The organism is Brevundimonas poindexterae (assembly GCF_020524625.1).
Taxonomy (GTDB): domain Bacteria; phylum Pseudomonadota; class Alphaproteobacteria; order Caulobacterales; family Caulobacteraceae; genus Brevundimonas; species Brevundimonas poindexterae_A.
Map to the genome: position 1 here is coordinate 264,015 of NZ_JAIVLL010000001.1, position 12,923 is coordinate 276,937.

Here is a 12,923-nt window from a genome sequence, read left to right on the forward strand (position 1 = left end):
GACACTGTGGCTGACACCTTCGATCTCATCGTCATCGGCTCGGGTCCGGGCGGCTACGTCGCGGCCATCCGCGCCAGCCAGCTGGGCCTGAAGGTCGGCATCGTCGAACGCGAGAACCTGGGCGGCATCTGCCTGAACTGGGGCTGCATCCCGACCAAGGCCCTGCTCAAGTCGGGCGAGAAGTACGAAAGCCTGTCGCACCTCAAGGACTATGGCCTGTCGGCCGACAAGGTTGGTTTTGACTTCGAGGCCATCATCCAGCGCTCGCGCAAGGTCGCCAAACAGCTGAACAGTGGCGTCGGCTTCCTGATGAAGAAGCACAAGATCGAGGTCATCGAAGGCACGGCTAAGCTCGAGAAGGGCACGGCGGCCCCGAAAGTGGTCGTCGCCCTGAACGCCGGCGGCAACCGCACGCTGGAGGCCAAATCGGTCATGCTGGCGGTCGGCGCCCGCGCGCGTGCCATCTCGCAGATCGGGCTGGAAGCCGACGGCGATCGCATCTGGGCCTACCGCGAGGCCATGGCGCCGAAATTCATGCCCAAGTCCGTGGTCGTCATCGGCTCGGGCGCCATCGGCATCGAGTTCGGCAGCTTCTATCGGGCGCTCGGCGCCGAGGTGACCGTGGTCGAAGCCGTTGATCGCATCATGCCCGTCGAGGACATCGAGGTCTCCAAGGCCGCCCAGAAGGCGTTCGAAAAGCGCGGCATGAAATTCCGCACCGGCTGCAAGGTGACGAAGGTCAGCAAGGACAAGGCGGGCGTGAAGGTCGCCATTGAGGCGGGCGGCAAGGCCGAGACGCTGGAGGCCGAGGTCTGCATCTCGGCCGTCGGCATCACCGCCAACACGGACGGCATCGGTCTCGAGGCGCTGGGCGTGAACATGGACCGCGGCCACATCACGATCGACGGTCACTGCCAGACCAATGTGAAGGGGCTGTACGCCATCGGCGACTGCGCCGGCGCGCCCTGGCTGGCGCACAAGGCCTCGCACGAAGGCATTCATGCCGCCGAACACATCGCCGGTTACAAGACCCCCAACGTCCATTCGCCCATCGCGGGCTGCACCTATGCCCAGCCGCAGGTCGCCTCGGTCGGCATCACCGAGCAGCAGGCGAAAGAGGAAAAGCGTGAGGTCAAGATCGGCCGCTTCCCCTTCAAGGTGAACGGCAAGGCCATCGCCTCGGGCGAGACTGAGGGCTTTGTGAAGACCATCTTCGACGTGAAGACCGGCGCGCTGATCGGGGCCCATATGATCGGCGCCGAGGTCACCGAAATGATCCAGGGCTATGTCACCGCCATCACCCTGGAGGCGACCGAGGAAGACATCCACGGGATCGTCTATCCGCACCCGACCATGTCCGAGGCGATGCACGAAGCCGCCCTCGACGCCTATAGCCGCGTCCTGCACATCTGACGTTCGCTGATCATGAGCGATTTGTAAGGTTTGGGCAGGGGGCTTTTGCCTTGCCTGTTCAACCGTTGCGGACCTAGTCTGCCCGCTGATGTGCCTGGGGGAGTAGCGTCTTGTTGAAGCTTGTGGGCCTTTTGGCTGCCGGACTGGTGCTGGGTCAGGACCCTGTGCAGGATCCGGCCGACGCGGCGCCGATTGTCAATCCGGGCGCGCCGGGCGCCGCAACGCGCCAGATCACGGCGAGCCAGGCCGTCGACCTCAGCCGCACGACCCACACGGCCGAAGACGTGCGCTTCATGCAGCACATGATCGTCCACCACGCCCAGGCCGTCGAAATGGTCGCGCTGCTGGAGACACGGGGCAGTTCGCCCGCCGTGCGCAACATGGGCCGCCGGATCGCCCTCAGCCAGGAAGCCGAAATTGACCTGATGCGGAACTGGCTGCTGTCGCGCGGCCTGCCGCTCGAGCCGACAGATCTGCACGCCGGACACGCCATGGCGCCCGCGCCCGCCAGCGGCGGACACGATGCTCACGCCGGCCATATGGATCACGGCGCCGGTCACGATGCGCACGGCACAGCGGCCACGCCGACCGATCCTGACGAAATCCCCTTGATGCCCGGCATGCTGTCGCCGGCCCAGATGCGCCGTCTGGCCGCCGCCGAAGGGCCCGAATTCGACCGCCTGTTCCTCCAGGGCATGATCCAGCACCACCAGGGCGCCCTCGACATGGTCGACGAACTGCTGGCGCTTCCTGACTCGGGCAATGACCCGATGCTGTCCGACTTCCTGTCTTCCGTCGTGGCCGATCAGTCGGCCGAAATCCTGCGCATGCAGTCCCTTCTGTCCGATCAATAAGTCCCAACCAAAGGAAACGGCCATGTTTGTCCGCAAAGCCCTGTATTCCTCCGCTGCTGCCGTAGCCGTCCTGCTGGGCGCGACATCGGTCATGGCGCAGGTCCAGGAAATCCCGGTGGATGCCCGCTCGACGCTGGCGCCCGGTATCCACGACGCCGCCCAGGCCGCTCAGGGCATGGAACTCGAATATGCCGTGACCCCGCCGCCGGGCTTCTTCGACCCGGACGCCATCTTCGCGCCGCCGACCACGCGCGAAGAGGCCGAGGCCATGCGCGCCAATCCGCCGCGCTATAGCCCGCTGGCGCTTGCCAACAGCGACATGGCCGTGTCGGACGGCAAGCTGTTCGTCGGCAACTTCAACGGCTTCAACATCTATGACATCAGCGGGCAGGGCGCCCCGGAACTGGTCGTCTCGGTCGTCTGTCCGGGCGGGCAGGGGGACCTGTCGGTCCACGGCAACCTGCTGTTCATGTCGGTCGAGCAGAACAACGGCCGGATCGACTGCGGTGCCTCGGGCGCCAGCGGGGCGGTGAACCCCGAGCGGTTCCGCGGCATCCGCATCTTCGACATCACCGACATCAAGGCCCCGCGTCAGGTGGCGGCGGTCCAGACCTGCCGGGGGTCGCACACCCACACCCTGGTGCCCTCGGCCGACCCGCGCACCCTCTATGTCTACAACTCGGCCACCTCGGGCGTGCGTCGCAGCGACGAGCTGTCGATCTGCTCGGACGGCGAGCCCGGCACCAATCCCGAGACCGCGCTCTATTCGATCGACGTGATCGAGGTGCCGTTGGACCACCCGGAGAACGCCGCCATCGTCAACCGGCCGCGCATCTTCGCCGACCGTGACACCGGCGCCGTCGCCGGCCTGTGGATGGGCGGACGCGCCGGCGTCAGCAGCCAGGCCACGGCCCGCACCAATCACTGCCACGACATCACCGTCTTCCCGGAACTGAACCGGGCCGCCGGCGCCTGCAGCGGCAACGGCATCCTGCTCGACATTTCGGATCCGAAGAATCCGCAGCGCATCTCGGACATCTTTGACCCGGACATGGCCTACTGGCACTCCGCGACCTTCGCCAACAGCGGTGAGAAGGTCGTCTTCACTGACGAGTGGGGCGGGGGCACGTCGCCGCGCTGCACGGCCGAAGCTCCCGGCAACTGGGGCGCCAACCTGGTGGCCACCATCACCAACGGCGAACTGCGCGGCCGCGCCTTCCACAAGCTGCCGTCGGTGCAGGGCGCCAACGAGAACTGCGTCGCCCACAACGGCAACATCATCCCGGTGCCCGGTCGCGACCTGATGGTCCAGGCCTGGTATCAGGGCGGCGTCTCGGTCATGGACTTCACCGATCCGATGCGTCCGGTCGAAATCGCCTATTTCGACCGCGGTCCGCTGGGTGAGCGTCTGATGATCGGCGGTTCCTGGTCGGCCTACTGGCTGAACGGCCGGATCTACTCCAGCGAGATCGCCCGCGGCATCGACGTGCTGCGTCTGGTCCCGTCGGATCAGCTGTCGGCGGCCGAAATCGCAGCGGCCGAGGCCGTCCAGATGGACGAGATCAACCCGCAGACCCAGACCCGCATCAGCTGGGCTGACACGCCCGACGTCGCTGGCGCCTATCTGGACCAGCTGCACCGCTCGGAAGGCATCACGGGCGACATGCACCATCAGGTGATGGGCGTGATCGACGGCTGGCGCCGGGGCCGCATCAACGCCGGGGCCGCACGGACGGCCGCAGCTTCGCTGAACGAGGCGGCCAGCGCCCAGGGCGTCAACCCGATCGACGCCGGTCGCATGAAGGCTCTGGCCGAAGTGCTGACCCGCGCCGCGGGCTAGGTTCTGCGCCACAGACAGGGGAGCCCGCCGGAGCGATTCCGGCGGGCTTTTCCGCATGTCCGGTTATCGCCTAAGATATATTATGTGAAATTGGAGATACCGCCTTACCGGTATTCCGGATTGGGATGGTCGAAGCGCTCGCCCTTGTCCCAAGCGGTCTTCTGGTTGCCGTGGGCCGGAATGCCGCCTGCGTCCTTCAGTATGCGCGCGAGGTGCATCAGGTTCCAGGCCATGAAGGTCGTGTTGCGCTGGGTGAACTCGTTGTCGAGCCCAACCTTGCCGTCGTCGCCATAGGACGGTCCCGGGCCGGCTTCGCCGATCCAGCCGGCGTCCGCCTGCGGCGGGATCACGTAACCGAGATGTTGCAAGGAATACAGCACGTTCATGCCGACATGTTTGATGCCGTCTTCATTGCCCGTAACGATGCAGCCGCCGACGCGGCCGTAATAGGCATACTGGCCCTTGTCGTTCAGCTTGCCGGAATAGCCGTACAGCCGCTCGATCACGCGCGTGCAGATCGAGGATTTGTCGCCCAGCCAGATCGGCGTGCCGATCACCAGGATATCGGCGTCCATCACCTGCTTCTGCACCTCGGGCCAGCCGTCGGTGTCGAAGCCGTGCCCGGTCATGTCAGGCTGCACACCCGGTGGGATGTCCAGATCTGCACACCGCAGCGTGGTCGTCGATACCCCGTTGGCCGCCATGATGCCGATCGCCACATCCATCAGCGTCTGGGTGTGCGAGGTCTCGCCCCCGCGCTTCAGGCTGCAGTTTAGGAACAGCGCCTTGAGATCGTCGTATCGGGCCATGCAAGGAGTCCTTTGGTCAAAGACTGAAGCGCGCGGTCCATCCGTCATGGGCAACATCGACATGGGCCGGCAGGCGCGACTTCAGCGACTGATAGTCGAGGTCGAGATGCAGGTTGGTCAGTACAGCGCACGGCACGCCGGTTCGTTCAATCCACTCCAGGGCCTGGTCCACGTGGGCGTGGGTCGGATGCGGGGTCCAGCGCAGGGCGTCCACGATCCAGAGCTCGCTGCCCCGCACCGCGTCCAGAGCCGTCTCATCCATCGCATCAACATCGCTAGAGTAACTGACGGGGCCAAGGCGATATCCGACCGAACGGATCGGGCCATGACCCTGATCGAAGGTTATGACCGGGACGCTGCCGCCCGGCCCCTCCACACCCCAGGGCGTGCCATGGGGCGGGATGTCGCGCGCCTCCAGCAAGGCGGGATAGCCCTGCTGGCTCTCGAAGATGTAGCGAAACCGCCCTTCCAGCGCCTCGCGCGTGGCAGCGTCCATCCAGGCTGGAATGCGGGCCCGACTGCGCATCACGAACACCCTCAGATCGTCGATGCCGTGGGTCTGGTCGGCGTGGTCGTGGGTGTAGAGGACACCGTCGATGCGGGCCAGGCCGGCCGCCAGCGCCTGGGCGCGCAGGTCGGGCGAGGTGTCGATCAGAACCGCCGTCTCGGCCCCCTCCCCCTTCAGCCGCGCCAGCATGGAGCAGCGCGTTCGCCGGTTGCGCGGCTCGGACGGATCACAGGCGCCCCAGTCGCCATCGCCACGCGGCACCCCGCCCGACGATCCACAGCCAAGGATCGTGATCTCCAGCGCGCGGCTCATGCGCCCTCCGGCCGCGGGATCCGGTCGAACAGCGCAAAGAAGGCGTCGGTTGTCCGTCGCTCGGCCTCGTCATGGCTCCAGCCCCGGATTTCACCCAACTTGTCGAGCACGTGGCCGATATAGGCCGGCTCGTTCCGGCGCCCCCGGTGCGGGACCGGCGCCAGATACGGGCAGTCCGTCTCGACGATGATCCGGTCTGCCGGCATGGCCCGGATGACCGTGCGCACATCCTCTGCGGCCTTGAAGGTCGCGATCCCCGACACCGAGAACCATGCACCCAATTCCGCTGCCAGTTCCGCGAGTTCCGGCCCGCTGGTGTAGCAATGCATCAAGAGCTTGAACGGCCCGGCCGCCATCTCGGTGTGCAGGATGTCCGCCATCACCTCGTCTGCCTCGCGCGTGTGGACCACGAGCGGCAGCCCCGTCCGGCGCGCGGCCTCGACATGCACCCGGAACACCGCCGCCTGGACCTCTCGCGGGCTGAGGTCATAGTGGAAGTCCAGCCCACACTCGCCTATTCCCACAACCTTTTCTTGCCCAGCCAGCGTGACCAGCCGCTCGACCGTCAGATCCTCATAATGGCGGGCTTCATGCGGGTGCACCCCGACGGTGCACCAGATGTCGTCATGCGCCGTCGCCAGCCCATGCGTGGCCTCGAACGTCGACAGCCGGTCCGAAATCTCGACCATCAGCGCCACGCCGGCCTCGCGGGCGCGGGCGATCACGGCGTCGCGGTCCTCGTCGAACTGAGGCGCATGCAGATTGACGTGGCTGTCGATCAGCATGCGGCGCTCCGTCGGACCCGTTCCAGCTCGGCCATCAGGCTGAACAGCACATCCGGGCGGTCCAGGTTCAGTCCAGCCGTCTGCTCGGAGCGCGACTGGATCCGCGACCACAGATCGGCCCAGGCCGCGGCCCCGGCGCCGCCCTCCAGCGCGCGGCCGCGCGCTGCTGCCGCCAGCCGGTCGAGCAGCAACTCGAACCGCGGTGCGGCCTCGGCCCGCCGGAAGCTCTCGGCCGCCGCGATCACCGACTTCATGTCGGCCGGACCGCGCTCGACCCAGTTGCGCACCAGCACATCCAGTTCCGCAACCTCATTGCCTGCCAGCGCCAGCGCGCGCCCGGGCGATCCTCCCGCTGCCTCTGCGGCCGAGCGCCCCTGATCCTCGTCCAGACCCATGCGGGCTTGAACCAGGTCCGCCAGCCGCGCCACGGGCCAGGCCGGGAAGGTCAGGCGCCGGCAGCGCGACCGGATCGTCGGCAGCAGGCGTCCGGGCGAATGCGCCACCAGGAACAGCACGCCCCGCTCAGGCGGCTCCTCCAGAATCTTCAACAAGGCATTGGCAGCATTGACATTCAGGTCGTCCGCACTGTCGACAATGGCGACCCGCCACTGGGCGCGCGACGGGCTCTTGGCGAAGAAGCCCGGCAGCTCCCGCGCCTGGTCGACCGAGATGGTGCGGCGCGCCTTGCTGCCCTCCGTCACCCGCTCCAGCACCATCAGGTCCGGGTGCGACTGGGCCGCGATCAGGCGATTGGTCGGGTCTTCCGGCGCGCTGCCCAGCGGCCCGCGAGCGGGGTCCGCCGCCGCCCCCAGCAGACGCCGCGCGGCGCGATAGGCAAAGCCGGCCTTGCCCACCCCTTCCGGCCCGCACAGCATCCAGCCGTGGTGCAGGCGTCCACTGGCCATCGCCTCGGCAAAGGCCTGTTCGGCGGCGGGATGACTGACCTCATCATAGCGGTCGCGCGGATGGCTGCTCACGCCTGCACCTCGGGCAGCGGCAGGGCGGCCTCGATCGTGGACCAGACCCGTCCGGCCACCTCGTCTTCCGTGCCCCGGGCATCGATCAGGCGGCAGCGCTCGGAATGGCGCGCGGCGATGTCGCGAAAGGTCTGGCGCAGGCGTTCATGGAAGGCGAGGCCCTTGGACTCGAACCGCGTCTCGAACAGCCCCCTTCCGAAGGCCCGTTCCAGCCCCTCCTCCACCGGCAGGTCGAAAATCAGCGTCAGATCGGGTTGATCGTCATCCACGACGGCCCGGTCCAGCTGTTCGATAAAGGGCTGGGGCACGCCCCCTCCTCCGCCCTGATAGGCCCGGCTGGAATCGGCAAAGCGGTCGCAGATCACCCAGTGCCCGGCGGCCAGCGCCGGCCGGATCGTGCGCTCCAGATGGTCGTTACGCGCCGCGAACATCAGCAACACCTCGGTCAGCGGCGACCAGCGCTCACCCTCGCCATTCACGACCAATTGGCGAATCGCCTCGGCGCCTGCCGAGCCCCCCGGCTCCCGGGTCAGCAGCACCTCGATGCCCTGCGCGCGCAGTCGTTCTGCCAGCCGGCCCGCCTGGGTCGACTTGCCGCTGCCCTCTCCCCCTTCGAAGGTGATGAACCGTCCGCGCGTCATCCACCTAGAATGGCGGCACGCCCCGGGGAAACCAAGTCCGATGCGGGGATATCAACAGGCGCAGGATCAGACCGGCGGTGTCAGAGCCGGGGGGCCGGCCCCAGATAGCGCACCCGCACCCGCCCCACGCCACGTTGCAACAGGCCCAGTTCCTCGGCCGCGCCGCGCGACAGGTCGATGATCCGCTCGTCCACGAACGGGCCCCGGTCGTTCACGCGCAGCACCACGGTGCGCCCGTTGTCCAGATTGGTGACCTCGACCAGCCCCGGCAGGGGCAGGGTCTTGTGCGCGGCCGTCAGGGCATTCTGGTCGAACCGCTCACCGGTCGCCGTCGGTCGGCCATCGAATCCCGGCCCGTACCAGGATGCCATGCCGACCTCTTCGTAGTCGGCATCCTCGGCCGGATAGTACCAGCGCCCGCGGATCTGATAGGGCCGCATGGTGCCCGACACGATCGGCGCCGGATTGTCGACGCGGATGTTCGACCCCGCCCGCGATCCTCCGGTCAGCCCCGTCGCGCGGGCCCCGACCCGCACCGTGCCCGCCGCAAGGTTATAGCCCCCCTCGGCGACATCGCCCGCCAGCCCGGCCGCCGCCCCCACAGTGCCACACGCCGACAGGCTCAGCCCCGCCAGAACGACGGCCAGGGCGCGAAGAGGGGTGAAGGATCGGGCCATGCGGACACACCTGGAATTGGGTCAGAGGCCCACATCATCGCCGGATCATTTTCTCCTTTGGTTAACGCCCCCTCCCCCTGCTATGACGCCGATCCACTCCGGGGACAGGTGGCCGAGTGGTTTAAGGCAGCGGTCTTGAAAACCGCCGTAGGTGGAAGCCTACCGTGGGTTCGAATCCCACCCTGTCCGCCACATGGCCGGCACCAGGCCGCTTGCCTCACGTATCGGGCGCCACAAGTCGCGGACCGGGCGGCTCGGCATCAGCGCCCCGATGGTGGCCGATCTCGCCCAGCCGGAGCCTGTCGCGGCAATGGGCGTACAGATGCCGCCGGCGTCGATGTGGTCAGCGCGGCGCGCGTGACGACCAGTGGATGTGGCGAATGCGCCAGGCGTCCCCGTCCCGGTGCAGGATCATGGTCTCTGCGGTCAGCCTGTCGACGGCGCGGCCGTTGAACGTACCGGTGGTGCGGCCCTCGGTGAGCACCCAGGCGAGATCGCCCTCGACCCACGCCGTGCGGCGGGTCACCTCGGCGGTGGTTGCGGCCGCGAAGGCCATGTCGGCAGGCAGATGGTGGCCGGCGTACTCGGCGCGCGACCGTTCGGCGCCGCCCTCTTCCAGCACCACGACGTCCTCGGCCAGCAGGGCCAGGACGGCAGCGGAGTCGCCCGAACGCAGGGCTTCGTGGAAGGCGTCTACAACGGCGACCGCCGGGGCGGCCTCGTCAGCGCTGCGGACGACGCCGGGCGGCGTCAGGGCCCTGTGCGCCATTGTGGCCGGCGCCGCGACGACGAGCATGGCAGCGAGGATCTGGCGCTTCATGAATGGCTCCTTGAAAGCAGGAATGCAGACTATGTTGCAAAACCGCGCCCGACCATCATCCCCTCAGGAGGGAAGATCGCGACAGGCGCGTAGATGGAGCAGGAAGCCCGGAGACCTTCGACATGACCGACCTTGAGACCCTGATCGCGCGCGGCTCGATGCCCGGTCACGATGCGCTGGAGGGCGTGGAAGCTCGCGTCTGGAGCCGGGTTTCGGCGGCACAGGCGCGCCGGCGGGAGCGGAAGCTACGCGTCGCGGCCCTCTGCCTGGCCGCAGGGATCGGTGGGGTTGCCGGGGGACTTTCTGCGCCGGCGGTGGACCCGGGGCGGAGCGAGTTGTCGGTCTTCAGTCCGCGCCTTGCTGCAGCTCCCCTCGATATGCGGAGAATGCTCGGATGAACGGTTTGAGATCCACGCTTGTCACCGCCGCCCTGGCCGCAACCATCGGCGCGGCCGCCGCCTGGGGCGCAATGACTTGGTCGGCGCATCGGGACCAGCCCGCCGACCTGCATCGCATCGTCCACGGTCAGCTAGACCTCAGTCCGGATCAGGACCGTCGGGTGGAGCAGATCGAGGCCGCCTTCGCGGCCCGGCGCGGACCACTGGAAGCCGAGGTGCGCGCGGCCAACCGGGAACTGACCGCCGCCATCGCCGAGAGTCGCGGTGACACCCCCGAAGTCCGGGCGGCGGTGGCGCATTTTCATGACGCGATGGGCGCCCTGCAGATGGCGACGATCCGCCATATGTTCGACATGCGCGCGGTGCTGACACCCGAACAGGCCGAGCAGTTCGATCGCGCTGTGGTCGAGACCCTGCGCGCCGACACCGACTGACGCGGCGTGGATCCAGCCGACAGCGACGAACACAGGGCCGCCCGGGGCGATCGGGCGGCCTTCTCGCGCCTGATGACGGCGACGAAAGGCGACCTGCATCGCCTGGTCACGCGCTATGTCGGTGACGCGGACGAGGCGCTGGACCTGATCCAGGAGACCTATGTCGCCGCCTGGCTTTCGATCCGGCGATACACGCCTTCCCGTCCATTCGGGGCCTGGCTGCGGACGATCGCCTTGAACAAGTGCCATGACTGGAGTCGTCGTCGCCGGGTCCGGCGGATCGTGCGCGGCGCCATGGGACTGGACACGATCGAGGCGAGCGCGGTCGGCGACCCTGCGCCCGGGGCCGAGACACGGATGGATGACCGGCGGCAGGTCGAGCGGCTGAACCTCGCCTTGCTGGACCTGCCTGACGGCCAGCGCGCGCCGCTGCTCCTGGCCGCGCTGGAGGGGCGATCCCACGCCGAGATCGGTCTGATCCTCGGTCTCTCTCCAAAGGCCGTCGAACTGCGGATCGCGCGGGCCCGGAAGACGCTGCGCGATCGCCTCGACCTGTCCGAATGAGGGCCTGCGACGTGCTGTCGCGAGGGACATGGGCGGCACCGGCGTAAGACCAGTGAGACAGAGGGATGCTGACCGTCGCATGAGAGATTTCCAGGCTGACCGCCGCGCCCTGCTGCGCGGCTTCGCAGGCGGCGCAGGACTTCTGGCCGCACACGGACTTTTGCCCGTGTGGGCCCGGAGCGGGTCAGCGGGTTTGAGGGCAGACCTGCCCATACTCGACGGCCCGAACGTCCGGCTGACCGTTGGCCATTCTCCCTTCACGGTCGGTGGTCAGGCCGGCCATGCCATCACCGTCAACGGCACCCTGCCGGCGCCGCTGATCCGGCTGCGCGAGGGCCAGACCGCCCGGCTGTCCGTGACCAACACCCTGGATGAGGACACATCGATCCACTGGCACGGCGTCCTGTTGCCCTTCCACATGGACGGCGTGCCGGGCGTCAGCTTCCCCGGTATCCGGCCGGGCGAGACCTTCCAGTACGAGTTCCCGGTGATCCAGTCGGGCACCTTCTGGTACCACAGCCACTCCAATCTTCAGGAGGCCATGGGCCACTACGGTCCGCTGATCATCGATCCTGCGGGGGCCGATCCGGTCGCCTGCGACCGCGAGCACGTCATCGTCCTGTCGGACTGGAGCTTCCTGCACCCGCACGAAATCCTGGACCGGCTGAAGAAGAGCCCCGGCTATTTCAACCAGTCGCGCACCACCCTCTCCGGCCTCGTGTCCGGTGAGGACGGCCTGTCGCTGCAAGAGCGGCGGATGTGGGGCCAGATGCGGATGGACCCGCGCGACATCGCCGACGTCAACGGCACGACCTACACCTATCTGGTCAACGGCCATGGTCCGGCCGAGAACTGGACCGGCGTGTTCCGCCCCGGCGAGCGGGTACGGCTACGCCTGATCAATGCCTCGGCCATGTCGATCTTCAATGTGCGCATCCCGGGTCTGGCCATGACCGTGGTCAATGCCGACGGCGAGAATGTGCGTCCCGTCGAGACCGACGAGTTCCAGATCTCGGTGGCCGAGACCTATGACGTCATCGTCCGCCCCACCGACGATCGCGCCTATACGCTGGTCGCCGAGTCCGTCGACCGCTCCGGCATGGCCCGCGCGACGCTGGCGCCCCGCATGGGCATGACGGCCGAGGTCCCGCCGCTGCGCGAGGTGCCGACCCTGACCATGCGCGACATGGGCATGGGCGGAATGGCGGGGATGGACCATTCGGCCATGGGCCACGGAACGGATCATGCCGCGATGGGCCACGGCGAGCCCGCCGCCGCTGCGATGGACCATGGCTCGATGGATCACGACATGCGCAACCCGGACAATGCGCCCGCCGACATGGCCGTCGGCGTCGGGGTCGACATGATTTCGCCCGACCCGGCCAATCGCCTGGGCGAGCGCCCCATGGGGCTGGAGGACGCGCCGCACCGGGTGCTGGTCTATACCGACCTCATCTCCCTGGCCCCCAACAAGGACCAGAGACCGCCCTCGCGCGCGCTGGAGATCCACCTGACCGGCAATATGGAACGCTTCATGTGGGGCTTCGACGGGCGCAAATTCTCCGAGATCGTCGAGCCGATCCGCTTCGAGCGCAACGAGCGGGTGCGGGTGACCCTGGTCAACGACACCATGATGGCCCACCCCATCCACCTGCACGGCCACTTCTTCGAGCTGGTGACGGGCGGCCCTGCCGGGCATCAGCCGCTCAAGCACACGGTCAATGTCGCGCCGGGGTCCAAGGTGACCTTTGACCTGACGGCCAACGCCCCGGGCGACTGGGCCTTCCACTGCCATATGCTGATGCACATGCATGCGGGGATGTTCAACGTCGTCACCGTCCGCCCGCTGGACGGAGCCGCGTCATGATCCGGCTCCTGATCTGTATGGTAC

13 protein-coding genes, 1 tRNA gene and 1 pseudogene are annotated in these 12,923 nt (G+C 67.7%); 8 read left to right on the top strand and 7 right to left on the bottom strand.

What is annotated here, in order from left to right; translation table 11 throughout:
• Positions 1-6 precede the first annotated feature (6 nt).
• From lpdA to LC068_RS01395, 3 genes are all read left to right on the top strand, one after another.
• Positions 7-1,413 (top strand): dihydrolipoyl dehydrogenase, encoded by a 1,407-nt coding sequence (lpdA, locus tag LC068_RS01385; protein ID WP_226633894.1) that lies wholly within the window; start codon positions 7-9, stop codon positions 1,411-1,413.
• A gap of 110 nt (positions 1,414-1,523) precedes the next feature.
• Positions 1,524-2,267, top strand: coding sequence for a DUF305 domain-containing protein (locus LC068_RS01390; protein WP_226633895.1), 744 nt, complete (start codon positions 1,524-1,526; stop codon positions 2,265-2,267).
• 22 nt (positions 2,268-2,289) lie between these two features.
• Positions 2,290-4,107: an LVIVD repeat-containing protein gene (locus LC068_RS01395; RefSeq protein ID WP_226633896.1), complete on the top strand. Its 1,818-nt coding sequence runs from the start codon at positions 2,290-2,292 to the stop codon at positions 4,105-4,107.
• Between the two features lie 104 nt (positions 4,108-4,211).
• On the opposite strand, the gene LC068_RS01400 is transcribed toward LC068_RS01395, so the two are convergent.
• From LC068_RS01400 to LC068_RS01425, 6 genes and pseudogenes are all read right to left on the bottom strand, one after another.
• Complete coding sequence (locus LC068_RS01400; protein ID WP_226633897.1) at positions 4,212-4,916, bottom strand: flavodoxin family protein; 705 nt, start codon at positions 4,914-4,916, stop codon at positions 4,212-4,214.
• Between the two features lie 16 nt (positions 4,917-4,932).
• Positions 4,933-5,736: an MBL fold metallo-hydrolase gene (locus tag LC068_RS01405; RefSeq protein WP_226633898.1), complete on the bottom strand. Its 804-nt coding sequence runs from the start codon at positions 5,734-5,736 to the stop codon at positions 4,933-4,935.
• Complete coding sequence (locus LC068_RS01410; protein ID WP_226633899.1) at positions 5,733-6,521, bottom strand: TatD family hydrolase; 789 nt, start codon at positions 6,519-6,521, stop codon at positions 5,733-5,735. The genes LC068_RS01405 and LC068_RS01410 overlap by 4 nt, the downstream gene beginning before the upstream one ends.
• On the bottom strand, positions 6,515-7,498 hold the full coding sequence (locus LC068_RS01415; RefSeq protein ID WP_226633901.1) for a DNA polymerase III subunit delta': 984 nt from the start codon (positions 7,496-7,498) through the stop codon (positions 6,515-6,517). Before LC068_RS01415 ends, LC068_RS01410 begins: the two co-directional genes overlap by 7 nt.
• On the bottom strand, positions 7,495-8,139 hold the full coding sequence (gene tmk / locus LC068_RS01420) for a dTMP kinase (protein WP_226633903.1): 645 nt from the start codon (positions 8,137-8,139) through the stop codon (positions 7,495-7,497). Before tmk ends, LC068_RS01415 begins: the two co-directional genes overlap by 4 nt.
• A gap of 86 nt (positions 8,140-8,225) precedes the next feature.
• Positions 8,226-8,675, bottom strand: a pseudogene (locus LC068_RS01425) (septal ring lytic transglycosylase RlpA family protein); the annotation flags it as partial.
• 243 nt (positions 8,676-8,918) lie between these two features.
• Between LC068_RS01425 and LC068_RS01430 the strand changes: the two are divergent.
• A tRNA-Ser gene (locus tag LC068_RS01430) sits at positions 8,919-9,008 on the top strand.
• 151 nt (positions 9,009-9,159) lie between these two features.
• On the opposite strand, the gene LC068_RS01435 is transcribed toward LC068_RS01430, so the two are convergent.
• Positions 9,160-9,636: a nuclear transport factor 2 family protein gene (locus tag LC068_RS01435; RefSeq protein WP_226633905.1), complete on the bottom strand. Its 477-nt coding sequence runs from the start codon at positions 9,634-9,636 to the stop codon at positions 9,160-9,162.
• Positions 9,637-9,758: 122 nt separating this feature from the next.
• Here LC068_RS01435 and LC068_RS01440 point away from each other — a divergent pair, with 122 nt between their 5' ends.
• The 4 genes from LC068_RS01440 (at position 9,759) to LC068_RS01455 (ending at position 12,899) form a co-directional block, all read left to right on the top strand.
• Positions 9,759-10,034 (top strand): hypothetical protein, encoded by a 276-nt coding sequence (locus LC068_RS01440; protein ID WP_226633907.1) that lies wholly within the window; start codon positions 9,759-9,761, stop codon positions 10,032-10,034.
• Positions 10,031-10,468 (top strand): Spy/CpxP family protein refolding chaperone, encoded by a 438-nt coding sequence (locus LC068_RS01445; RefSeq protein ID WP_226633910.1) that lies wholly within the window; start codon positions 10,031-10,033, stop codon positions 10,466-10,468. Before LC068_RS01440 ends, LC068_RS01445 begins: the two co-directional genes overlap by 4 nt.
• Positions 10,469-10,474: 6 nt before the next feature.
• Positions 10,475-11,032, top strand: a complete 558-nt coding sequence (locus LC068_RS01450; RefSeq protein ID WP_226633912.1) for an RNA polymerase sigma factor — start codon at positions 10,475-10,477, stop codon at positions 11,030-11,032.
• A 79-nt stretch (positions 11,033-11,111) separates the two neighbouring features.
• The gene (locus LC068_RS01455) at positions 11,112-12,899 is read left to right on the top strand and encodes a copper resistance system multicopper oxidase (RefSeq protein WP_226633914.1); all 1,788 of its coding nucleotides are present in this window, start codon (positions 11,112-11,114) and stop codon (positions 12,897-12,899) included.
• The last annotated feature ends 24 nt before the right edge of the window (positions 12,900-12,923 follow it).

Excerpts from the sequence above, each read along its gene's own strand:
- LC068_RS01410 (WP_226633899.1), bottom strand. The coding sequence starts at position 6,521 with ATGCTGATCGACAGCCACGTCAATCTGCATGCGCCTCAGTTCGACGAG.
- LC068_RS01395 (WP_226633896.1), top strand. The coding sequence starts at position 2,290 with ATGTTTGTCCGCAAAGCCCTGTATTCCTCCGCTGCTGCCGTAGCCGTC.
- LC068_RS01445 (WP_226633910.1), top strand. The coding sequence starts at position 10,031 with ATGAACGGTTTGAGATCCACGCTTGTCACCGCCGCCCTGGCCGCAACC.
- tmk (WP_226633903.1), bottom strand. The coding sequence starts at position 8,139 with ATGACGCGCGGACGGTTCATCACCTTCGAAGGGGGAGAGGGCAGCGGC.
- LC068_RS01405 (WP_226633898.1), bottom strand. The coding sequence starts at position 5,736 with ATGAGCCGCGCGCTGGAGATCACGATCCTTGGCTGTGGATCGTCGGGC.
- LC068_RS01435 (WP_226633905.1), bottom strand. The coding sequence starts at position 9,636 with ATGAAGCGCCAGATCCTCGCTGCCATGCTCGTCGTCGCGGCGCCGGCC.
- LC068_RS01400 (WP_226633897.1), bottom strand. The coding sequence starts at position 4,916 with ATGGCCCGATACGACGATCTCAAGGCGCTGTTCCTAAACTGCAGCCTG.
- LC068_RS01455 (WP_226633914.1), top strand. The coding sequence starts at position 11,112 with ATGAGAGATTTCCAGGCTGACCGCCGCGCCCTGCTGCGCGGCTTCGCA.
- LC068_RS01440 (WP_226633907.1), top strand. The coding sequence starts at position 9,759 with ATGACCGACCTTGAGACCCTGATCGCGCGCGGCTCGATGCCCGGTCAC.